The following is a 21,846-nucleotide window of genomic DNA, read 5'->3' as shown; positions in this document are numbered from 1 at the left end:
GCGATGTGATGGATGCCTACTTTTACCAGTGTGCCCACTGCGGCAACTTCCCCCTTTCATAGCTGCCCTGCAGCAACCTATCCGCTTGGTCATTTCATTGCGCCAACCTGCGCCCGTCACTTTCTTCCGGAAAGAGACGGGCGCTCCTACCGCTGCTGCAGCCCAACTCGTACAAGGCTTTGCGGCATTCCCCCTCGTGACAATCGGCGTGACAAACACCGAAATCACCAGCAACAGCGATGCAGATGATGGTGCCGCAGCCCAGGGAATGGACGGCACCTGACTGACAGTCAGGTATGCCCCGGTCATCGCATCCCTGCCTTCACCTGATTCAGGATCTCGCGGCATTGGCCTCGTCAGCCAATGCAGTCTCCACCCGCCCACCGGAATCGGTGTTCAGGAGGCCAGATCATGAGATGCCCAAGCTCCCGGTCGTAAAGAGCCGTCAGTCCCGCGTTAGTGGACAATCCTCACAGGTCGCAGGGGCCTAGATCCCTGATAACACTCAACATTCTTGGCGGGATGACGTGGGGAAAGTTTTAAAAGTTTTGGCTTCGAGAGGAGTTCGATCATGGCATTGGTGGGCAGGCGAGATGGACGCAATTTTGGCTACGGTCGGCAGTTGAGCTATGCCGGGCCACAGGCATTAAAAGATCTGTTTGACGGTGGGCATTATGGGACCGTCAAAGCGCACAATGATCGCTGGCAGGCGTTTGTTCGGTGGTGTCGGTCGGAGGATGGAACGGGGTTTAACGATGCACGGCAAATTGATCGGCAGACCTTGATGGAATACGCCAAATATCTGCGTCAGCAAGTTGAACAAAGCGCTATAGGCATCGCCACCGCGCAAAACCGATTGTCCAGCGTGAACCGGACCATGGCTGCGCTTCGCGGTGATCAGTATGTGAAGGTCGTGAGTCCAAGCAAGGCGTTGGGAATGCGGCGCACCAGTGTTCGTCAATCGGTGCCGCAAGGCCAAGACCGCGAACATGTGAAACGGATCGTCGACGTACTCTGCGAACACCAAATGCCAGGCGCTGCCGCCATCGTGCACTTGGCGCGAGCCGCCGGAATGCGCTTACGCGAGGCCATTTTGGCGGACCTACCGCGTTTAAAACGTGAGGCTGAGTACTACGGCAAGATCAACATTCAGGACGGCACTAAAGGTGGCCGCTCAGGCGCGTCGGCACCTCGCTGGATTACGGTAAATGATCATGTTCGCGACGCACTAATATATGCCGCACAAGTCTCACCCGAGGGTAGCCACAATCTGCTTGCACCGAACGAACGCTACCTCGATTTCCAACAGGGAATCGTCCGTCCCGCACGGAACATCCTCCATCAGCACGACCTCAAAGGCTTCCACGAATTGCGGGCAGCCTAAGTGCTCGCCTAGGTAAAAAATGGAAATTCCAAAAAACCAATAGAACCGATCAATTAAAACACCAAAAATCTAAAACATAGACAAATAGCAGTCTTAAAAATAAGCCATCGAAAAAAACTACCATACAACAATATTTCTGGAGTTAATCCCCTAAAAAGGCCCTCACCAACATGATAAAGAAGCCCTATAGTTCACGCCAAAAGACAATGTACTATATTAGAAAAAACAAACACTTTAACTTTTGTCCGATGGAACTCCGGAAAACATAAGCTTCCCTCCTTCCGGTCCGGCACCTGGCCCAAACTCTACAAGATAATCGCATCGCTTAAGTATCTCAGGCTTATGATCGATCACTAATACCGCCTTAAAATTGATAGCACAATCTTTAATATAGTTTATTGCTTTAACTGCGGAGCCCATATCCAACCCAGCACCAGGCTCATCTATTATAAGAATCTTATCTTTTCCAGGAGACATCAACGCCTGTAACAACTTTACTCGGCGAGATTCACCGCCCGACAGACTTCCGATCTTTCTATTAAAGCTCAGGTGGGAAACGCCGAGAGCTTCCGCTATCCTAACTGCGGTACTGAGCTTTTTGTTTTGAGCTACCAGCTCGCTAGGCAAGGAGTGTAGCGGCGAGCCATAAAACTCCTTCACATTCATATCGCAGACCTTAACAGCATCGACAATATCCGAAAATAACTCACCCTCACAGACTGCGCAGGTAATTTTGATGGTTTTTTCAAAAGCCCTAGTAAAATCTACGACTCCTGTTCCACCACAAGCCCCACAGCAACCTAGCTTTCCTGGCTGAGGAAGAAAAAGCTCCCTACTCTCATTCGAGTTTAATGAATAGATAGTTGCAATATTCGCGACCAAATCAAGCGCCGTTGCTACAGTAGATCGAATATTGCCTCGCATTTGCTTTTGCGATACATAATAAGCTCCTGGCACCGCCTCGCTTATAGCCCCCGCAAAGGAAGACTTACCTGATCCAGAAACACCGCATATACCAGTCACTGCACCTTGGGGAACAGATACAACAATATTCAACACGTTATTTTTGCTAACGCTTGGCAGAGAAAGCATATCTGACAACTTAAATTCTCTACTACCCCCAATCAACTCATCAGCAAGAGCCACATAAGGAACAATATAACCACCCATATCCCCTGGAGCAGGACCGATACAAATTACTTGGTCTGCCGACTTTATAAAGTAATGATTATGTTCAATCATCACGATAGTGTTTCCATTGGCACATATGTTTTTCATTTTTTCAATCAGCGCGGCATGGCTATTGGTAGATATCTGTGAAGAAATCTCATCCATTACAAACATAACCCCGGAAATTGAGGTGTTACACACTTGTCCAAATCTAAGTTTTTGCAACTCACCACCGGATAACGTAGGAATTTGCCTGATCAGAGAAATATACCCCAAGCCTAGCTCAACCAGCGTTTCCAATTGAGAAATTAACGCGCTAAGTGCTGGCGGATGTTTTTCGTGAGAACGCTTCAGGCGCTCAACAACCTCAATAACTGGATGCCGTAAAAAATCAAAAAATGAAATCGCCGAGACCTTACTTTCTTTATATATTAACGGATCCAGTCCTGTCGCATCACAATAAGAGCACGGCAAAGGTATGGAGAATTTTCTAAAACTCTCAAATAGTGAGATTTTATCGCTATCCGAAAATCCGCTCAGATCTTTTACTGGGCCTACATACCGTTCTTCTCTGGAACGCCTCTTGCCACCAAAAGCAAAACTCACCTTAAACTTTTTTATGGATTCTCCATTGAGAACCTTGTATTTTTGGTCTTCTGACAACTCGGATATTGACTTTCTAAGATCTATCCCTTCATCCTCACAAAAAGCGCGAAGAAGCGCTGTATTCTTAACTAAATTAGCACCAGACCAACACTTGAATGGGTTTTTCTCTAAGGGCTTTAAATCATCAACGATGAGACTTTCGGATAACGACAATGACTCCCTACTTCCCTGACAGTGCGGACACTCGTTCCCTGGCTTATTTAATCGAAGGGAGGAATGATCAAGCAGAGTATTCCCATCAGGGAGGATCGAGTAAAGATAACTTGGAACATCGAGATATGAATAAATAGTAGATTTCGGATTAGAGTTATAATTATTCTGCGTTAATGCTATAGCCGGTAATGCCCCATGAAATGAATCTACCTTATAATCAGAATAATCATAGGTTCCTGAATCAAGCTGATTAAACTGCTGTTTACAAATCGCAAACAACGTTCCGTAAGCCAAAGAGGATTTGCCCCCACCGCTTATACCAGTAATTGCTGTAAGAGAGTTTAATTTAATCTCAATATTCAAATTTTTCAGATTGTTTGTTTTAGCACCAACAACCGTGAAGAAATTTCTTTTTAGTCTTCCTTGCATCAGTAACTCCATTTGTAGAAGCTATGAGTGACATGAGAAGGCCAGTATGGTATCGTTTTGGCTCTGTGTCCATAACGTAAACGGAGTTAGCAATGGTCAAAACTAAGGTTAGTTTAAAGTTTTCCGAAGTGAGCGAACACCCCGAGGCAGGCACCAAATACACTACGACCTGCTCAGGAAGTAGAAGTGATTGCTGCACTCGAGTTTGCACTCGCCCAAATATCGGATCTGATGATGGAAGCTTGGATTCATGGGATGAATATCTCGAAGCCAACGCCGGTGTTTTGCAATATTGATCTAGGGGCGGTGCCATGAACGTGGCACCAATTCCTCTCAGCAGGATGAAGAATGGAAGCTCTTGCATATGATCCTGTCTTAAAAATAAAAGACAGCGTAGACGTCTACGTATCCACAGGCGAATCGGATGTCTGCACAATACAGTTCTATCACATCAATACTAGACAAAAGCTTTCCATTCGCATAGCCCCCTCATTTAGTGATGTGCTAGCAGCTCTTGATGGATTAAGTCCACTATCAAAAATCCTGAAAAGTTTTGCATTCGAATTAGATCCAGTAGAACTCAAGTCTATTTTTGAGTACTTAGTTGCAAAGGGCGTACTAGAGCACCCGACTATTGAGGACCCTAACTCGCGATATTCGCGACAAATCAATTTTTTGTCGGACTGGATTTTTGGACTGTCATCAAACAAGGCTCACGAGCAAATAATTAACAGTAACGTTGTTATCTTTGGTGTAGGTGCAGTTGGCTCTTCTATTGCAATCAACCTTGCCAGAGCCGGTGTTTCAAAATTCACGTTTGTAGACAACAAGGTCCTTTCCTCTCAATCCGCCGAGCGGCACCCATTTTTTTCAGCTAAAGAGGTCGGCGAGGCCAAGGTAGATGCGCTTAAGCGCCACCTGGAAAAGATCAATTCCGCAGTCAGAGTCACGTGCGTCAGAGAAAAACTCCTACCTTTAACAGACCTATCTAGCCTTGTTGACGACGCCACGTTGGTTGTTAATACGGCTGACGAACCTTATATCGGACACACCTCTGTCAAGCTTGGTCGCTATTTATGGGGGAAAAAAATTCCACTTTATGTTGCTGGTGGATTTGATGCACACCTCATGAGCACAGGCGACTTTTATATACCTGGAGAGTCCGTCTGCATTGATTGCTGCAGCGGTTTTTTTAGTGCTGCGCTGGCGGACTGGAAACCAACTTACAAAGTCCATAAAACTAATTCAGCAAAAACACATATTATAGGTGGTAGCGGCGGAACTTACAGCATGTCACTATTTTCTGCATCATACGCTTGTATTCAACTTCTGAACTATCTGGCAGGCGGCGACGCCTACAAATTCAGAATATCGCAGCGCGGGGAATTCATAATCGGCAAAGGCGAGATAGAATGGGTAGAAATTTTAGCGAAGGAAGGATGCAATGTCTGTGGAAAATAAAACATACCGGTTAAGGAGTTGCGTTGCGATCGTAAAAACTAAAAGATTCGTAGAGTTTTTTGATAGCAATCTGAGAACCGGATTTTCGATCGAGCTAGACTATCCTGAAATTATCGGACTACTGCACCACTTTGATGGCTCGCTATCAGTCAACGATGTAAGCTGTTTGTATCCGGAAATTTCAACTGCGGAACTATGCACACTAGTCCTATTTCTACAAAACAAGTCCGTTTTAATTGAAGTAGATGAGCCATATTTACAGCCCGACATAAACTACCGCCCGCGCTTAATTAATACATTGGAGAGCTATTTTCATTCCACATCAGAAGTCCGTAGATCCATCTATCAAGGCTCAAAAGCAAATATACTTATAATTGGCCTAGGGGCTGTAGGATCTTGGGTTTTACATTGCCTTGTGAAAGTAGGCGTACAAAATATAACCGTCATGGACAATGACAACGTTGAGCTATCAAATCTCCATAGGCAAGATTTATTTTTTGAAGCCGATGTTGGCACGCCAAAAGTCATAGCTGCTCGCAATAACATCAAACAAGCATACGATGTTGACATAACCGCCGTCTGCAAAAAAATGGAATCAGTCGAAGATTTATCGCTAACCGACTTCCCAGATCTAGTTATAAATTGCGCAGACTCTCCGAGCGTGGACACCACATCTAAAATTGTTTCAGACTTTTGCCTGAACCACAAAATACCACATATAATTGGAGGCGGATATAACTTACATCTAACATTGATTGGACAAGTAATAATTCCTGGTGTTACTGCTTGTCTTCACTGCTTCGACAAAATACTCTCCCCCACTAATGCGGCAGAATTATTTGGCGTAAAGAAGCTAAATAGAAAATATCGCAAGATTGGTAGCATGGGACCTGTATGTGGCGTTTCCGCATCAATTACTGCCACAGAAGCAATTAAAGTAATCTTCGGAGTCCCCATCCGATTTTTAGCAGTAGTCAATAAACGACTAGAGTTCAATCTGAGCACTTTTGATTTCGGCGCATTTTCAGTAGAACGAGACATTACTTGCGCCTATTGCGCCACTGACTGATATTTTTGGTAAATTTTTTATCGTAAACATTTACCATAAGTCGCCTTTCTGAGCGAGACAGCGATACCACCCCTAATACTAAAGCTTTATATTTTTATTTATAAATTTATGACTGAATATTAATTAACAATCTCCGTTGTGGATATACCCACACAGATCAGACGCAGCGCTCATACGTCGAGCAGGCCATCAAACACCATCGGTAGGTAGCCCGCTTGGTGGCCATAAGCTATGATCAAGAGTCAGGACGATGGCAAGCGGACTCTGCCAAAAAGCATCGCCCGCTGGTTAGTTTCGCGGAAATACCCAGCGCCCTGCTGAATGGCTAGCAGCTAAGCCTTTTTAAAGACTGTGCTTCTGCACATCATTTGGCTGGCGCGCATTTTGCTTACTGAGCAGATTGAAGTCAGGAACGATGAACGAGGGAAAAATGGATAATTTCGAGCAACAACCTTTTGCGGATGCGGAGTTCGCGGAAAACCCCGAACAGCGTTGCCCTTGCGTGCTATTGCTTGATACCTCTGGATCGATGCAAGGTCGTCCGATCCAAGAGTTAAATGATGCGCTGCAGTTCTTCAAAGAAGACCTGCACGCCGACACCATGGCCGCCAAACGCGTAGAGCTCGCTGTGGTGACGTTCGGTCCTGTCTCTGTCCGAACAGAATTTACTACAGTGGATGGCTTCTACCCCGAAATGTTGGAGGCGAGCGGCACGACGCCGATGGGGGAGGCTGTGGTACGCGCGTTAGACCTTTTGCGCGAAAGGAAAGATAGCTACCGCGCAAATGGCATCAAGTACTACCGGCCATGGGTATTCCTCATTACTGATGGAGCTCCCACGGACAGTTGGAGCGAAGCTCGTCAACGAGTTCATTCTGGCGAAGAGCGTAAAGAGTTCATGTTCTACGCGGTAGGGGTAGAGGGCGCTGATATTTCCATCCTCACGCAGCTCGCGACCCGGCAACCCCTCAAGCTAAAGGGCTTAGCGTTCCGTGAACTGTTCGCATGGCTCTCTAGCTCCCTGAGTGCAGTTTCGCAATCCAATCCAGGGGATGCTGTGCCGCTGACGAATCCTACTGCTCCCGATGGGTGGGCCGTTGCTGGCTAACCCTCGCTGGCGCTGGGCGGCAGCTTCTAGAATCGGCACATCCCACCAGCGACTGGGAACCCGGAAGCAGGACGCCTACGGCGTCCGGCTCACTTCGCGTGCGCTTTGTACGGTGGTTTCCGACGGTGCGGGCAGCGCCAGCCACGGTGGCGAAGGAGCATCCTTGGTCTGTCGTCACCTTATACTCGCTTTCAAGGATTGGTTCTCAAATCACGATCATCTGCCGGGTGACGAGGTCATTCGGTGCTGGATAGACGAGTTGCGTGACCGCCTCAGCGCGGTGGCGGCACGACGTAATCTCACTCGTCGTCAGTTTGCTGCAACTTTGGTCATGTTAGTCGTGTTCAAAGATGAGCTCCTGACTCTTCAGATCGGTGATAGCGCACTTGTGGGCCGTCAAAAGGGGGCGTGGGAGGCTTTATGTTGGCCCGAGAATGGCGAGTTCGCGTCCACTACGTATTTCGTCACGGATGATCCCGAGCCTCGATTGCGTCTCTTCCGTGGTCAGTGTGAATACGATGCCTTTGCACTTTTTTCTGACGGGCTTGAGACAATTGCGTTAGAGCAGGCAACCCAGCAGCCATATGCCCGCTTCTTCGACCCGATGATCAAGGCCGTAGACGGGGCCGACGGTAAAGGGCGGCTCGCCGGATTGTCGGACGCGCTTGCCCAGTATCTCGATAGTCCACGGCTGTGCGAACGCACGGACGACGATAAAACTCTGATCTTGATTTCGAGGCGATGAGTAGTTCTCCGATTCGCATTGATGGGAAGAGCATGGAGCTCGGTAAGCGCCTAGGCAAAGGGGGCGAGGGTGACGTCTACGCCATACCTGGTCGCACCGATCAAGCAGTCAAGGTATACAAGGAAAATTTACGGAGCTCACGTGAATCTAAAGTCCGTGCCATGGTGGAAAGCCAGCTAGCGGAAAAGACCAGCCTGATTGCATTCCCGTCTGAGATCGCGACTGATAATTTGGGAGTCTTCGCCGGTTTCACCATGCGATTGGTGTCGGGATACCGCCCAATACATGAGCTCTATAGCCCCAAGTCCCGGAAGATTCAATTTCCCGATGTCGATTATCGCTTCCTGATCCGGGCCGCACAAAACGTCGCGCGTGCTGTGGCGACCGTACATCAAGCCGGATGCGTCATCGGAGACTTTAACCACTCCGGCGTCCTGGTTGCTCCCGACGCCACTGTGGCGCTAATTGACGCCGACAGCTTTCAGTTCAACTTGAACGGCCGTTCCTATCCATGTGTTGTCGGAACTGAGGATTTTACGCCGCCGGAGCTACATGGTCTGAACCTGAGCCAGGTCGAACGAACATACGCGCATGACAATTTTGGCCTCGCTGTCGCGATCTTCCAGTTGCTGGCCATGGGTAAACACCCTTACTCCGGCCGCTATAGCGGCGCAGACCTCTCTCTTGGTCAAGGCATTGCGCAACACCGATTTGCTTATTCGGTGGTACGACGGAGCACGACGCAAACCATACCACCGCCTGGAGCGATCCAACTCATTGACTTGCCGCAACCAGTCGCGGAGGCATTTGAGGCCTCGTTTGGTCTCGATCCCGCAGCCCGCCCCAACCCTACGATCTGGGTCAAGCTTCTGCAGGAACTGGAAACCAGCTTGCGTCGGTGCCCAAAAACGCCCACGCACTACTTCCCTAATGCAGCATCAAGCTGCGTGTGGTGCCGGATCGCCAGTCAGTCCGGTGTTGAGATGTTCCCTGCAGTCTTTACTTCAGGAACAGCGTCAGTGCCCACCTCAGGGGGCGAGCCCTTTGATCTCGTCAAGATCGCGGCGGCCATTCGAGCGGCCCCCATGCCTCGCCCCGCAGACATCCTTCCGACGTGGAAGGGTGATCCTGGCTCCTCGCCCAGCACCCTCAGGGAAGCCAAAAGCAGGCAAACGACCCAACGGTTTGTCGGTGGCCTGATCATGCTGGCTGCCCTTATCGCATTTGCAATCGCTCCGCGTGGTGCGATTGTCTGGATCGGTTTGGGTGTTTTCGGTTTGTCTCGCTTACTGTCCGCGAAAGTCGATCATGCACCACCACTTAAGGCTTATGCAGATGCCGACAATCGGGTGCAGGTGGCTTCTATTGCTCACCTTCAGCGAGTCGGCTTCACTGAACTCTTCCACTTACGCAATGATCTGGAAAATTGCATAGGGCAGTACCAACAACTCGAAGCAGGGTTGGCCCGTGAGCTGGAACGCTTGAAGACAACCCGCGAAGCTCGTCAACGTCACCAGTTCTTGGATCGATTCCTTCTAAGTCGAGTGAAGATCTCAGGGATCGGTCCGGCAAAGATGGCCACATTGGCCTCATTTGGCATCGAATCTGCGGCAGATATCAGCTACGACGCAGTGATGGCTGTACCTGGTTTCGGCGAATCGTTGACCGGCAAGCTTCTCCAATGGCGTCGTGAGCAAGAGATGAAGTTTCGATATAACCCAACGCCTGGTCCTTCAGATCAGCAAGTCGAAGATGCTGCTCGGGCAGCGGCAGCATCCAAACGAGCAGCCTTGCAGGGCAAATTGCGGGCAGGGCTGGCGGCCCTGCGGGGTGCGCCATCGAGACTGATCAGCAACAAAGGTCTGCCTGAGCCGGCTCTAATACAAGCCTTGGTCGATCGCGCCCAAGCCGAACAGACTTGTGCCGCTCTGGGAATTAAGACGCCACCACACGGTGCTCTTAATTTGCCCATACTAAAGCCTATGCCAGCCCCATCGAGCCATTACCATGCGCCGCCGCATGTCCCTCCTTCTTCAAACATACAACGGGGATCAGCTCCAGGTCGGGCAACATCTGTCCTCACGTGCCCAATATGCCGTGCTTCGATGGTGAAGCGTAAGGCCAAAAAAGGTCCTTACGCCGGGAAGTCGTTCTGGGGGTGCTCGCGATATCCCCAATGCAAAGGAACGCGAAATTAGAGTGCCACCCCGAGATTAGCTGAGAGCTCAGCAGAGAGTTGGTGTGACAAATAAAATGCGAAGGCTGATCAGGATAATCATAGGGATAGTAATCTTTATAATTGATATTAAAAATATATAAATCAGTTCGTTAATTTCTTATTCGACTCCTGGTGCCCCATCATGTCCCACTGAATGCTTCGTAGCACTACGCACTACTCCCAGAATCATGCTCGCGTTTTCACACAATCTGACCCGGTGAGGTTTCACTTACACGTTGCATACTCCGCTAACTTAACCGCTCAGCCGCTTTGCGATAAACCTGCTCACGCTCGTGCTTATCGACGGCCACCACGAACACCATGATCTCCTGGTCGATCACCTGATAAACTAGCCGATAGCCGCTACTGCGCAGCTTGATCTTGTAGCAGTCGGGTAAGGCATGCAGACGGTTGGCTTCAATGCGCGGATTGACCAGAATCGTGGCCAACTTCTTCTTGAGTTGCTGGCGTACGGTATCCCCCAATTTGTGCCACTCCTTTAATGCCCGCGCATCGAATTCGAGGCTATAGGTCATCTAGTGAAACTTTAACCCGCTGGGGAGCAGCCAGCCGCTCGCGCACCGTTGCGATCAAGGCTTCATCTTCCTCGGTCATCAGGACTGGCTTAAAAGGTAGCTGACCGCGCTCTGCTACGTACTGCAAGGCTTGGCGCATCAGCTCAGAAGGGGTGACGCCGAGCTTTTCCAGCTCGTGGTAAGCACGCGCTTTGAGATCGTCGTCGATACGGACATTGATGGACGCCATGGGATGGCCCTCACTGTAAAGACATTAGTCTTTACGGTGAGGTAAAAACCTCATTTGGGCAAGCCTACAAACGGTTGGTTTTTACACAACTCACAGGGTTACGTGTGTCGCTCGCAACTCTACGTACCGAGCACAGCACATGCTCACAGTTTACTAGTCCCGAATTCGATTCCACCGAACGCCATAACTAGCTGATTTATCTATAGTTACTAGTTGGGGTACGCCGAAATTTCCACCAAAATCCAGACGCCCGGAAAACATCGCCCCGCAGAAACATACCGTTCGTCTGGTGCCGGCACCATATAAGACGAAGCCCTCACAGCAATGTGAGGGCTTTGTTGTTTCTGGGGTTTGGGTGTGCGTCATGCGTTGAAATAGACGGGTTATAGCCCCGGAAGCCACCTCCTCCGCTGGCACTTCTATCTTTATGCAAAATTATGGCTGGCCAATAATTATGGCGTATCCATAAAACAAATAATTTCCTCAGCAGCCTATCCATCACGCTCGGATAGGCTAAAAAACAACCAATCCATTTTCCCGATTGCTCCCCCTCCCCCCACCACGCTAACCTCCGCTCCGTCACTGCCAATGCAGCGACCGGGCCTGAGAACCCGATTTTGATGCAGGCGCCCAAAGCGCCACGTATTCGTTGAAACTACGAACGTGGTAGCTCTCACTCGATATGGGAGTCTCACCAATGACCGTTACAAATCCCTCCGCGTTAACCACCCTCGGCGTCACCCCTTTCTCCTTCCACTGCGATCAACCTCTGTTCCGCGTTAACAGCGGCGTCCCTCTGCATGAAGCCTTGCACCACGTTTCCGATTTGCTCCACGTCGCCAAACTGCTAGCAGAAGATGCGGCGATGACGAAGGAGACGGACCGTTATGCTTGGGCGTCGCATTATTTGCAGGAGATGGTCAAGGCGGTGATTGATGATGTGGTGAAGGTGTTGGAGTCGCCCTGCAATGCCGAGCAATAAGAGGTGAATGGGGTGGCCGGGCGGGCGCTATCGCGGGCAAGCCCGGCTCCCACAGGTGGTTTACATCGGTAGTTGATAGAGCGCCTCGGCTTGGAAAGGCCGGGGCGTTTTTTTGTCAGTGCCCGGCGCTTTGGCGGCCGTCCACGTGCAGGATCTCGCCGGTGACGAACCCGGCGTTTTCCAGGTAGATGATCGCCTGGGCAATGTCACTCGCTTCGCCCATGTGCCCGACCGGATGCAGGCGGCCCAGCGCCGCGTGGGTTTCTTCGCCGTGCATGGGCGTTTTGATAATCCCGAGGCTCACTGCGTTCACGCGAATACCGCGTTTGGCGTATTCAATTGCCAGGGATTTGGTCGCGGCGTTCAGGCCGCCTTTGGTCAGCGAGGCCAGCACTGACGGCACGCCGTCAATCGCGGGGTCGACCAGGCTGGTGGTGATGTTGACGATGTGCCCGGCCAGCATGTTTGCGTAGTCTTCGTGGGTGTAGCCGGTGAAGGGTTTGGCAACGAAGATGCCGGCCACGGTGTGGATGTTCGGGTCAGTGGACGGCTAAATCGAGCGCGAGGTGGCGACCACGCGATAATCGAGGGCGCGGTAGCGCGTGGACCACGGCGGCGCCGATGCCTTGGGAGGCGCCAGTAATGACGACGACTTTGCTCATGATAGTGCTCCAGTTCAGGCTTGGGATTTGCGATATTCGGTGGTGGTGATACCGGCGTAGCCCCAGCTATCGGTGTCGGCTTCTTCGATGACGATGTAGGTCAGGTCGGGGCTTTTGCTGAGAACGCGTTCGAAGGTTTCGGTGAATTCGGCGATGACCTGGGCTTTTTGCTCCGGGGTAACGCCGTCACGGGTGATGGGCGGGCAAGTGGGGCTCATTTAGGCGGGCGCCTGAAGGGGATAAAGGTGGCGCGGAGCACTTCATTAGTACTGCGATGTAACAAATCAGAGGCCGGCAGGCGCGCATAAAAAAACCCCGAACCAGTCGGGGTTTTTTATCGCCTGGAATCAGGCGCGACGCCGAATCAATTAGAAAACGTTGATTGGGTAGTCGGCGAACAGACGGATTTCGTTACCGCCTACGTTGTACTCGCTGGCGTTGCTGGAGACGCGCAACCAGGAGGCACGAGCGCGCAGGCTCAGGTCTTTGGCTGGGCCGCTCTGAACGACGTATTTGAACTGGTTGAAGATTTCACGCTCGGTGCCACGGCCGCGGTTGGTACCGTCGTCAATGTTGGTGCCGCGCACGTAGGCGATGTTGTAGGTCAGGCCAGGTACGCCGAAGGCGCTGAAGTCCAGGCCGTAGCCTGCTTGCCAGGAGCGCTCGTCCTTACCGTTGAAGTCGGACCAGTAGGAGTTGGCCAGCAGGATGGTATTGCCGCCGTCGCCGATGCCGCCAGCGTTGCGGTAGCCGCCGTACAGGTAGCCGGTGTCGCCGGTGCTGCGCTGGTGAGCGACGGTGAAGCTGTGCGGGCCAACAGCCCAGGTAGCGCCCAAGCTCCAGATTTTGTTGTCGCGGGCGTCTGCATCACCTTGGTTTTCCAGGGCGAAGCTGCGGTCCAGCTTGGTTTTGTAGCCGTTGAAGTCAAAGGTCAACGATTGCTTCTCTGGCAGGGCCAGCACGTAGTTAACGTTGACGTATTGCTTCTTCAGCACGTCCTGCATGTCGGAAGCGTACAGAGCAGCCGACAGGCTTTCGGTGAATTTGTAGCTACCGCCGAGGTAGTTGATGCTTTTCAGGCGACCGCTGTCGGTGCCTTCCATGCTCTTGCGGGCTTCTTTGGTGAAGTGACCGGCGTCCAGTTGCAGACCGGCGATCTCTTTGGAAACGATCGAAGTACCGGTGTAGGTTTCGGACAACAGACGGGAGTTGTCGTACTGCAGCACAGGCACGGCCGGGAACTGGTCACCGTACTTGAGCACGGTGTTGGAAACGCGGAACTTCACGGCAGCGCCGCCTTTGGCCAGGTCGTGCGGTGCCGAACCTGGGTTGTTCGTGCCGTCAGGGTTGGTCGTGCCATTGCCCTGCTTGAAGAAGTCGATACCGCCTGCGCCAGCGCGACCTTTACCACCGTCCAGACGGATAGCGTATTGGCCAATCACGTCCACACCCACACCAACGGTGCCTTGGGTGAAGCCGGATTCAAACTTACCAATGAAGCCTTGGCCCCATTCGGCTTTGTCTTGCTTACCGTTTTTGTAGTCACGGCTGATGTAGGCGTTACGTGCTGCGATGTTCAGGTGGCTGTCTTCAACAAAACCTTTGGATTGCTCCTGGTCGTTGGCCATTGCTTGAGTGGCGCTCAAAATCCCCAGAGCGATCAAACCCATCCGTTGCTTCAACATTTCTTATATTCCTTATTACTGGTTGAGTACGCGCTGTGACACCAGGCTCCGTGTTGCTTTTCTGGTGTCAACTTTCTCCAGGAAAAAGAAGGCCTGCGGACGACTGAACTGCCGCAGGCCTTTTTTTATTAGATGAGTTATGGCTGTTAGCCACAGGCGTTGGGCGCAATCCTATGCGCGCGTTGAACTATGTGTCAATTTCGTGAATCGTCTGTATTTAGGCGAAAAAAGTCTAAGCGGTGCAGTCCAAGGCCTTCGCACACGCCCTAAAAACCATCCAATTCGTCAAGAAAACACATCATGTAACATTTTCGACGACGTATATTTTTGGGAATAGATAACGCGCGCAAATGCAAAGCATTACCATTAGCGCAAATTTTCTCCTCCCGCACTTTTTGGATACATTCCTCCATGCCTGCCTCCCGCCTGACGCCTATCACCCTTGGGCTTTCTGTTCTGCTGTCTGCCGGTTTTGCCTGTGCCGCCACGATCTTGCCGGAAACCTCGATCAGCACCGAAGCTGATGAAGACGACCCACGCGTCAAAGAGACCAACACCGCCACTCGCACCAACACGTCGGTGCGTTATGTGCCCCAGGCCATCGATTCGGTCAAAACCGAAAACCTGCGCGCCTACGGCACCAACGACCTGGGCCAGGCACTCAGCGGGATTCCCAACGTCAGCAGCGGCGCCGACACGCGCTTCGACAGCCTGCGCATTCGTGGTTTTGACGCGAGCAATGACTTCTACCTGGACGGCATTCGCGACGACAGCCAGTACGTGCGCGACTTGCACAACATCGAGCGCATCGAAGTGCTCAAAGGCCCGGCAGCCGTACTGTACGGGCGAGGCGGCCAGGGCGGTATCGTCAACCGCGTAAGCAAATTGCCCACGGCGGGGCAAAAATCCAGTATCGAAGCCCAAGGCGGCAGCAACGATCTGCGCAGCCTGTATGCCGACCTCAGCACCGACCCCACCGACACCATCAGCCTGCGCCTGAACATGGGCAACCAGGACAACAACAGCTTCCGTGACGGCGTCAGCGGCAACCGCCAGCTGTTTGCGCCATCGATGAGCTGGCAGCTGACGCCCGACCTGAATTGGTTGGTGCAATACGAATACAGCCGCTACAACCGCACACCGGACCGTGGCATTCCCGGGGTCAACGGCCGCCCGGCAGACGTGAGCCGCAGCAGCACCTACTTCGACAGCCGCGACTACATCGATGACAAATCCCAGTCCCTGCGCTCCAAGCTCGCCTATGAACTCAACGCCAACTGGCAACTGCGCCACACCCTCGGCGTGTTCAAGCTCGACAGCGATTTCGACAACACTTACCAGACCGGCTACGACCCCAAAACCAACCAGGTCACGCGCCAGCGCTGGCAACAGGACCTGAACACTCGCAACGTCTTCAACAACCTGGAGCTGGAAGGTGGCTTTGACACGTTCGGCCTGGAACACCGCCTGCTCACCGGCATAGAGCTGGGCAGCCAGCGTCGCGATCCGAAGCTCTACAGCGCCACCGCCGTCAACCGTGGCGGCCAGGCCGTGCCGAGCCTGGACCTCAACTCGCCCAACCGCCACCGGAGCCACACGGGGCGCATGAGTCTTTCAAGTGACAACCACACCGAAGTCGAAAGCCGCGCGGTGTATGTGCAAGACCAATTGCGTTTCAACGATCAATGGCAACTGTTGGCAGGCCTGCGTTACGACCACTTTGAAGTGGACACCACCAGCAAGGTGCTCAACACCCAGCAAGACGTCGATAGCCGCAGCACCAGCCCGCGCGTGGGCCTGGTGTGGACGCCGCTTGAGAATCACTCGTTCTATGCCTCGTGGAGCAAGACCTTCTCCCCGGCTGGCGGCGGCCTGATCGGCATCACGCCAAACGCCGCCGGCAGCGTTAACGACCTGAGCCCCGAGCTGACCAAACAAAAGGAAATCGGCGTGAAGAGCGACTGGCTCGACGACCGTCTGAGCACCACCCTTGCCGTGTACGAGCTTGAACTTTATAACCGTCGCACCAGCGACCCGCTGGACCGAACCATTACCCTGCTCAGCGGCCTGCAACGCTCACGCGGTGTGGAGCTGACCGCCACCGGCAAAATCGTCGGCAATTGGTATGTGCGCGGTGGCGTCGGCCTGCAGGATGCCAAGGTCGAGAAGGACAACAACGGCTTTGAAGGCAAGCGCGTCAGCGATGTGGCCAAGCGCAATGGCAGCCTGTTTATCACCTGGAAACCGGAGATGGGCTGGTACGCGGAAACCGGTTTGACGCTGGTGGGCGACCGTTATGCCGATAGCCTCAACACGGTGGCGCTGCCGGGGTATGGCCGTTGGGACGCGTTGGCCGGGTTCCGCCAGAAGGAATGGGATGTACGCGCGGCGCTGAACAATATCGCCGACAAACACTACTACGAATCAGCGACGAGTGCGGCGCAGATTCAGCCGGGTGAGCCGCGTAGTTTGGTGGTCACAGGCACCTACAGTTTCTGAAGCCGATCACGCTCTAATGTGGGACCAAGTTTGTGGTGAGGAGTGGGCTTGTTGTTGAAAGCGGGCTTGTTGTGGCGAGCGGGCTTGCCCTAATGCCGTTCAGTTAAGCGAACGCAATGCTCAGAGCAGCGAAGATCAAAGGTGGGAGCGGCGGTGCGACGATTCGACTTGCTCGCGAAAACGTCGGCCCAGCAAACATTGATGTTGACTGACGCACCGCTTTCGCGAGCAAGCCCGCTCCCACAATTGATCGCGGTGCTTTTTCAGTTTTGCATCAACTCACACAACGCATGCACTTCATCCTCACTGAACAACCCCACCGGGTAACGTTCACTCATCACGCTGCGCAAGTCAGGCTGTTGCCTTGCCTGTCGCGAGCCGTTTGCCTTCAACCAGAGCGCCAGCGCCTGGATCGCTTCACCGTCGACCCGCGTGGGGTGGAATGGGCGCGTGTGGATCAGGTTGATATCGGCATTCATTTCAGCGCTCTCTCCTACTGCTTGAGCGGCTAACTTACTCAAGGTTTATGACAGAACTGTGCAGTCACGACCTTGGGTTACTGTGCCAACACCGATACAAGAGCTATGCCAATGTCCTGTGTTTATAGACATTCGAACACAAAAAAGCCCGCGACCTTGCTGGGCCGCGGGCTTGCTGTGAGCGCTATAAACAGGTAGCGCTGGGGTTTCGCTCAAGCGCTGTTACAACTGCACTCAGTTTTTGTGCGGCGCCGGCTGTTGTTGGGTCAGGCAGTGGATATTGCCGCCGCCCAGTAACAGTTCGCGCCCCGGCACCATCACCACTTCGTGCTGCGGGAACAGGTTCTGCAGGATTTGCTTGGCCTGGCCGTCCATCGGGTCGTCGAAGCTCGGCGCAATAATGCCGCCGTTGACGATCAGAAAGTTTACGTAGGACCCGGCCAACCGCACGCTCGGGTTACGCTCCTGGCTGCCATCCACCGGGTCGACACCGGCGCACTCTTCTTCGGTGGCGTACAGCGGCCCCGGGATTGGCATTTTATGCACCGTGAACGCGCGGCCCTGGGCGTCGGTGCTGCTTTGCAGCACGTTCATGGCCGCGTGGCAGCGCGCGTAGTTCGGGTCTTGCGGGTCATCGGTCCAGGCCAGCAACACTTCACCTGGGCGCACGTAGCAGCAAAAGTTATCCACATGGCCGTCGGTTTCGTCGTTGAACAGGCCGTCCGGCAGCCAGATAATCTTATCCACCGCCAGGTTGTCGCTGAGCACCGCTTCGATGGCCGCGCGATCGAGGTGCGGGTTGCGATTACGGTTCAACAGGCATTCTTCGGTGGTGATCAGCGTGCCTTCGCCGTCGACGTGGATCGAACCGCCTTCCAGCACGAAGCCTTCGGTGCGGTAACGCGACGCGCGCTCGACCTCGAGGATCTTGCCACCCACCTGCGAGTCACGGTTCCACGGCGCGTACAGGCCGCCGTCAAAGCCGCCCCAGGCGTTGAAATCCCAGTTAACGCCGCGCACTTCGCCGCTGTTGTTGATCACGAAGGTTGGGCCGGTGTCGCGCACCCAAGCGTCATCGCTGGACATTTCCACCACGCGGATATTGGGCACGTCCAAACGCGCGCGGGCATTTTCGTATTGCCCGGCGGACACAGCGACTGTCACCGGTTCAAAACGCGCAATGGCCTTGGCTACTGCCACGTGGGCCGCTTGCGCCGGCTTGCCGCCCAGGCGCCAGTTGTCTGGGCGCTCAGGCCAGATCATCCAGGTTTGAGTCTGTGGCGCCCATTCGGCGGGCATGTAGAAGCCATCGGCGCGAGGTACGCTGTGCAAGGTGGTCATGGCGTTCAGGACTCCGAATGGGGTGAAGGCTGACTTTATAACGGATAAAAATCGGCTTTAAAAGTGATAAAAGATCATAGGCCGCAAACATGACGGTTAGTAGCCGATAACAATCGATTATTTACAGTTGCTCATCCAGCACCTTCGACAGCATGTCGACAAAAAAGTCCACGCTGCGCTTGGAGGTGACCATCGGCGGCTTGATCTTCAGGATGTTGAGGTAGTCGCCGGTCGGCTGCATGAAAATCCCCAGCTCACGCAAGCGCTCACACAGCAGCGTGGTCTCTTCTGTGGCGGGTTCCAATGTGTGGCGGTCGCGAACCAACTCCAGCCCCAGATAGAAACCGGAACCATGAACAGCGCCCACCAACGGATAACGGTCAATCAACTGTTCCAGGCGCGCCTTGAAATGCCCGCCCACCACTTGGGCGTTTTCCCACAACTTTTCTTCCTCCATCACATCCAGCACGGCCATACCGATGCGACAGCTGACCGGGCTGCCGCCCGACGACGAGAAGAAATACCCTTCGGCCTCCAACGCCTCGGCGATTTCCCTCCGGGTAATCACCGCACCCAACGGCTGGCCGTTGCCCATCCCCTTGGCCATGGTGATGATGTCCGGCACCACGCCCTGCTCTTCAAAGCCCCAGAAGAAATGACCCATGCGGCCGTAACCGACCTGCACTTCATCGGCGATGCACACGCCGCCTTGGGCGCGCACCAACCCGTAGACCTGCTGCAAATAGCCCGGTGGCAGGGAGATACCACCGGAGTTGCCGTACACCGGCTCGCAAATGAAACCCGCCAACTGGCGCTTACTCGCGGCGATTTTCGCCAAGTTGTGTTCCACGCTTCGCACGTAGTGCGGCGCACTGTCCTGCCCGCGGAACTCGCCGCGATAGGTATTCGGCGCCGTCACCGGGTGCACCCAGTCCGGGCGGCTGCTCAGTGCTTGCGGGTTATCGGCAATCGAGGTGGACACCGCATCCGCCGCCACCGACCAGCCGTGGTAAGCCTCCAGCACGCTGAGCATGTCGCGCCCGCCGCTGTAGGCCCAAGCCAGGCGAATCGCCAGATCATTGGCCTCGGTGCCGCTGTTGACCAGGAATACCCGGTCCATGCCGTCCGGTGCCAACGCCAGCAAACGCTCGGAAAACTCGGCAATCGCGGCGTAGTGAAAGCGCGAATTAGTGTTGAGCAGCGACCATTGCCGCGCCGCCACCGCCGCCATCCGCGGGTGGCCGTGGCCCAGCACGGCAACGTTGTTGAGCATGTCCAGATAGGAACGGCCCTGCATGTCGATCAGGTGGTTGCGCCAGCCGCGCTCGATGCGGGGTGGGTCGGCGTAATAGTGCTTTTGCGAGCGGGCGAAGCTGGCATCACGGCGCGCCAGCAACGCCTCGGGGTCCAGCTCGGGCTGCGCATCACAGGCCAAACCGAGCAGCACAGCCGGCGACGGGCAGAGGACCTGCCACGCCTGCGCCCGGGTCGGCGTGCAGAACAGCGGCGGCTCAATAAGGGCGCGGCATACCTGTACGGTGAGTGGCGCATGAACCTCGCCCAGAACTTGCCCTTTTACCACCACCGCGCCAGGCTTCAACGCGGTGGTTACACCCCATAAACGCAGACTCAGCTGGGCGTCATGCACGCACAGCAAACCGTCAGCGCCATGGCGTAGCGTGCCACCAAAGGGCGCTTCCAACTCGGTGCCATGAGGCAGGTGCAATTCCACATGAAGGGGGAAAGTGTCGGGTTCGACGGCACTGTCGGCACAGGTACGTGACAGCCGATATTGACCATACCGGCTGGCCGCCAACCCATGCACCGCCGCCGCTTCATCCAGCAATCGACGGTCTATGCCAGGCTGCTCCCAATTGCCAGCCTCGAAATGCGGGCTGAGTACGCCCAGGTCGATCAGCGCAAACTCACGCCCCACCAGGCCTGGCAATAAAGGCGCGAAATCCTCGCTGGTTATTGGCGACACGGTCTCACCGACGCAACGCAGAATCGCCGCGTCCATCAACTCAACCGGTACCGAGGTCGCCACATGGAAGATCTCCCACTCATGCTCGGCGTTTTTCAATAAGTAGGCGTTATCCGGGTCCAGACGTTGCTGTTGCTCGCTGCTCAGCACCAGTACCGCCGCGCGGGCGAGAATCAAAGGCCACAGCGCTTGCAGTTCTTCGCGTTGCAGCGGCGTCACCGCATGAAAGGCCTGGATCGCCGGCAGAATGGCAAAGGGGTCGCCGTCAGCATGGTGCAACAAGGCTGCGCAGGTTACCGACAGGTCGGCAATGCGCCAGGTGTGCACCAGATCGCCGAAATCAATCACGCCCTGGACCTGCCAATGCCGCTGGGCATCACGCTGCCAGACCACATTATCATCGGTGATGTCCATGTGCACCGCCTGCCACGGCAGGTGCTCGGCCAAAGGCCGAACGCGCGCGTCTACCTGCTCGGCCACATGCTTGATGGCGTCACGATGGGGCACGTTTTCCAAAGTAGCCAGCAGGTGCGTGATCAGTTCGTAAGCGTGGCGCGGGTCCCATTGCAGCGTGCGGTCCAGGCCCGGGTGTTCGAAGCGCGAAAGTGCGTGACTGACCTGCCCGCACAGTTGACCAAAGCCTGCGATCACGTCGCGGCCCAGATGAGGCAGGTGGGTCAGGGGCTGGCCGTCGATGTAGTCCAGCACCCGCACGTGCACGGTTTGCCCGTTGACGGTCACGGTCAGCAATTCCTCACCACTCAGTGCGCGGATCACCTTGGGCACCCTTACTTGGGTTTGCAGGTTGTTCAGAGCGCCATGCTGGGCCTGCAGCTCAACGGCCGCGTAGTCACCTCGGCAGATCTTCAAAACAAATCGGCCACGGGCGCTGTCAATGCGGTAGTTGAGGTCCTGTTGGCTGCCCAGCGACCGCAAGGTGCCTCTGAGGCCATAATGCTGCTCGAGCAAATGCGCAGCTTCATCAGCGCTTACTTGCGGGCAAGGCAAACTGACACGATGGATCAACGTGGCGAGCAACATTGTGA

Annotated in this window: 15 protein-coding genes and 2 pseudogenes; 8 read left to right on the top strand and 9 right to left on the bottom strand. The window is 54.1% G+C overall.

Annotated elements, in window-relative coordinates:
* Positions 1-571: 571 nt before the first annotated feature.
* A pseudogene (locus E0F99_RS08565) lies at positions 572-1,381 on the top strand (integrase domain-containing protein); the annotation flags it as partial.
* Between the two features lie 237 nt (positions 1,382-1,618).
* On the opposite strand, the gene E0F99_RS08560 reads toward E0F99_RS08565, so the two are convergent.
* Positions 1,619-3,802 carry an ATP-binding cassette domain-containing protein gene (locus E0F99_RS08560; protein WP_162276176.1) on the bottom strand — a complete coding sequence of 728 codons (2,184 nt, stop codon included), beginning with the start codon at positions 3,800-3,802 and terminating at the stop codon, positions 1,619-1,621.
* A 348-nt stretch (positions 3,803-4,150) separates the two neighbouring features.
* On the opposite strand from E0F99_RS08560, the gene E0F99_RS08550 reads away from it, so the two are divergent.
* The 5 genes from E0F99_RS08550 to E0F99_RS08530 all read left to right on the top strand — a co-directional run bounded on the left by E0F99_RS08550 (position 4,151) and on the right by E0F99_RS08530 (position 10,383).
* Positions 4,151-5,263, top strand: coding sequence for a ThiF family adenylyltransferase (locus tag E0F99_RS08550; protein WP_083355743.1), 1,113 nt, complete (start codon positions 4,151-4,153; stop codon positions 5,261-5,263).
* Positions 5,247-6,332: a HesA/MoeB/ThiF family protein gene (locus tag E0F99_RS08545; protein ID WP_083355744.1), complete on the top strand. Its 1,086-nt coding sequence runs from the start codon at positions 5,247-5,249 to the stop codon at positions 6,330-6,332. The genes E0F99_RS08550 and E0F99_RS08545 overlap by 17 nt, the downstream gene beginning before the upstream one ends.
* Before the next feature lie 430 nt (positions 6,333-6,762).
* Positions 6,763-7,440, top strand: coding sequence for a vWA domain-containing protein (locus E0F99_RS08540; protein WP_083360328.1), 678 nt, complete (start codon positions 6,763-6,765; stop codon positions 7,438-7,440).
* Positions 7,418-8,185: a PP2C family serine/threonine-protein phosphatase gene (locus E0F99_RS08535; protein ID WP_165447610.1), complete on the top strand. Its 768-nt coding sequence runs from the start codon at positions 7,418-7,420 to the stop codon at positions 8,183-8,185. Before E0F99_RS08540 ends, E0F99_RS08535 begins: the two co-directional genes overlap by 23 nt.
* 32 nt (positions 8,186-8,217) lie before the next feature.
* Positions 8,218-10,383 (top strand): helix-hairpin-helix domain-containing protein, encoded by a 2,166-nt coding sequence (locus tag E0F99_RS08530; protein WP_162276177.1) that lies wholly within the window; start codon positions 8,218-8,220, stop codon positions 10,381-10,383.
* A gap of 268 nt (positions 10,384-10,651) precedes the next feature.
* Here E0F99_RS08530 and E0F99_RS08525 read toward each other — a convergent pair whose 3' ends face one another.
* Both E0F99_RS08525 and E0F99_RS08520 read right to left on the bottom strand, forming a co-directional pair.
* Positions 10,652-10,939 carry a type II toxin-antitoxin system RelE family toxin gene (locus tag E0F99_RS08525; protein ID WP_083355746.1) on the bottom strand — a complete coding sequence of 96 codons (288 nt, stop codon included), beginning with the start codon at positions 10,937-10,939 and terminating at the stop codon, positions 10,652-10,654.
* Entirely contained in the window at positions 10,929-11,168 is a 240-nt protein-coding gene (locus E0F99_RS08520) for a type II toxin-antitoxin system RelB/DinJ family antitoxin (protein WP_083355747.1), read from the bottom strand. The genes E0F99_RS08525 and E0F99_RS08520 overlap by 11 nt, the downstream gene beginning before the upstream one ends.
* Before the next feature lie 697 nt (positions 11,169-11,865).
* Here E0F99_RS08520 and E0F99_RS08515 point away from each other — a divergent pair.
* On the top strand, positions 11,866-12,150 hold the full coding sequence (locus tag E0F99_RS08515; RefSeq protein WP_083355748.1) for a DUF3077 domain-containing protein: 285 nt from the start codon (positions 11,866-11,868) through the stop codon (positions 12,148-12,150).
* Positions 12,151-12,265: 115 nt separating this feature from the next.
* Here the strand turns inward: E0F99_RS08515 and E0F99_RS30850 are convergent.
* The 3 genes and pseudogenes from E0F99_RS30850 to E0F99_RS08500 all read right to left on the bottom strand — a co-directional run bounded on the left by E0F99_RS30850 (position 12,266) and on the right by E0F99_RS08500 (position 14,497).
* Positions 12,266-12,812, bottom strand: a pseudogene (locus E0F99_RS30850) (SDR family NAD(P)-dependent oxidoreductase).
* A gap of 14 nt (positions 12,813-12,826) precedes the next feature.
* Positions 12,827-13,030, bottom strand: a complete 204-nt coding sequence (locus tag E0F99_RS08505) for a tautomerase family protein (protein WP_083355749.1) — start codon at positions 13,028-13,030, stop codon at positions 12,827-12,829.
* A gap of 150 nt (positions 13,031-13,180) precedes the next feature.
* Complete coding sequence (locus tag E0F99_RS08500; RefSeq protein WP_083355750.1) at positions 13,181-14,497, bottom strand: OprD family porin; 1,317 nt, start codon at positions 14,495-14,497, stop codon at positions 13,181-13,183.
* A 411-nt stretch (positions 14,498-14,908) separates the two neighbouring features.
* On the opposite strand from E0F99_RS08500, the gene E0F99_RS08495 reads away from it, so the two are divergent.
* Positions 14,909-16,996: a TonB-dependent receptor gene (locus E0F99_RS08495; RefSeq protein WP_083355751.1), complete on the top strand. Its 2,088-nt coding sequence runs from the start codon at positions 14,909-14,911 to the stop codon at positions 16,994-16,996.
* A 263-nt stretch (positions 16,997-17,259) separates the two neighbouring features.
* Here E0F99_RS08495 and E0F99_RS08490 read toward each other — a convergent pair whose 3' ends face one another.
* From E0F99_RS08490 to E0F99_RS08480, 3 genes are all read right to left on the bottom strand, one after another.
* Entirely contained in the window at positions 17,260-17,475 is a 216-nt protein-coding gene (locus tag E0F99_RS08490) for a hypothetical protein (protein ID WP_083355752.1), read from the bottom strand.
* A 234-nt stretch (positions 17,476-17,709) separates the two neighbouring features.
* Entirely contained in the window at positions 17,710-18,816 is a 1,107-nt protein-coding gene (gene aguA / locus E0F99_RS08485) for an agmatine deiminase (protein ID WP_083355753.1), read from the bottom strand.
* A gap of 121 nt (positions 18,817-18,937) precedes the next feature.
* Positions 18,938-21,841 (bottom strand): aminotransferase, encoded by a 2,904-nt coding sequence (locus E0F99_RS08480; protein ID WP_083355754.1) that lies wholly within the window; start codon positions 21,839-21,841, stop codon positions 18,938-18,940.
* Positions 21,842-21,846 lie beyond the last annotated feature (5 nt).

Source organism: Pseudomonas antarctica (assembly GCF_900624995.1).
Lineage (GTDB): Bacteria > Pseudomonadota > Gammaproteobacteria > Pseudomonadales > Pseudomonadaceae > Aquipseudomonas > Aquipseudomonas antarctica.
The sequence above is the reverse complement of the archived record's forward strand: the minus strand, read 5'-3'. Positions and strand labels throughout refer to the sequence as shown.

What these genes read in the sequence shown, in the direction of transcription:
- E0F99_RS08560 (WP_162276176.1), bottom strand. Translation starts at nt 3,802, where the DNA reads ATGCAAGGAAGACTAAAAAGAAATTTCTTCACGGTTGTTGGTGCTAAA.
- E0F99_RS08550 (WP_083355743.1), top strand. Translation starts at nt 4,151, where the DNA reads ATGGAAGCTCTTGCATATGATCCTGTCTTAAAAATAAAAGACAGCGTA.
- E0F99_RS08545 (WP_083355744.1), top strand. Translation starts at nt 5,247, where the DNA reads ATGTCTGTGGAAAATAAAACATACCGGTTAAGGAGTTGCGTTGCGATC.
- E0F99_RS08540 (WP_083360328.1), top strand. Translation starts at nt 6,763, where the DNA reads ATGGATAATTTCGAGCAACAACCTTTTGCGGATGCGGAGTTCGCGGAA.
- E0F99_RS08535 (WP_165447610.1), top strand. Translation starts at nt 7,418, where the DNA reads ATGGGTGGGCCGTTGCTGGCTAACCCTCGCTGGCGCTGGGCGGCAGCT.
- E0F99_RS08530 (WP_162276177.1), top strand. Translation starts at nt 8,218, where the DNA reads ATGGAGCTCGGTAAGCGCCTAGGCAAAGGGGGCGAGGGTGACGTCTAC.
- E0F99_RS08525 (WP_083355746.1), bottom strand. Translation starts at nt 10,939, where the DNA reads ATGACCTATAGCCTCGAATTCGATGCGCGGGCATTAAAGGAGTGGCAC.
- E0F99_RS08520 (WP_083355747.1), bottom strand. Translation starts at nt 11,168, where the DNA reads ATGGCGTCCATCAATGTCCGTATCGACGACGATCTCAAAGCGCGTGCT.
- E0F99_RS08515 (WP_083355748.1), top strand. Translation starts at nt 11,866, where the DNA reads ATGACCGTTACAAATCCCTCCGCGTTAACCACCCTCGGCGTCACCCCT.
- E0F99_RS08505 (WP_083355749.1), bottom strand. Translation starts at nt 13,030, where the DNA reads ATGAGCCCCACTTGCCCGCCCATCACCCGTGACGGCGTTACCCCGGAG.
- E0F99_RS08500 (WP_083355750.1), bottom strand. Translation starts at nt 14,497, where the DNA reads ATGTTGAAGCAACGGATGGGTTTGATCGCTCTGGGGATTTTGAGCGCC.
- E0F99_RS08495 (WP_083355751.1), top strand. Translation starts at nt 14,909, where the DNA reads ATGCCTGCCTCCCGCCTGACGCCTATCACCCTTGGGCTTTCTGTTCTG.
- E0F99_RS08490 (WP_083355752.1), bottom strand. Translation starts at nt 17,475, where the DNA reads ATGAATGCCGATATCAACCTGATCCACACGCGCCCATTCCACCCCACG.
- aguA (WP_083355753.1), bottom strand. Translation starts at nt 18,816, where the DNA reads ATGACCACCTTGCACAGCGTACCTCGCGCCGATGGCTTCTACATGCCC.
- E0F99_RS08480 (WP_083355754.1), bottom strand. Translation starts at nt 21,841, where the DNA reads ATGTTGCTCGCCACGTTGATCCATCGTGTCAGTTTGCCTTGCCCGCAA.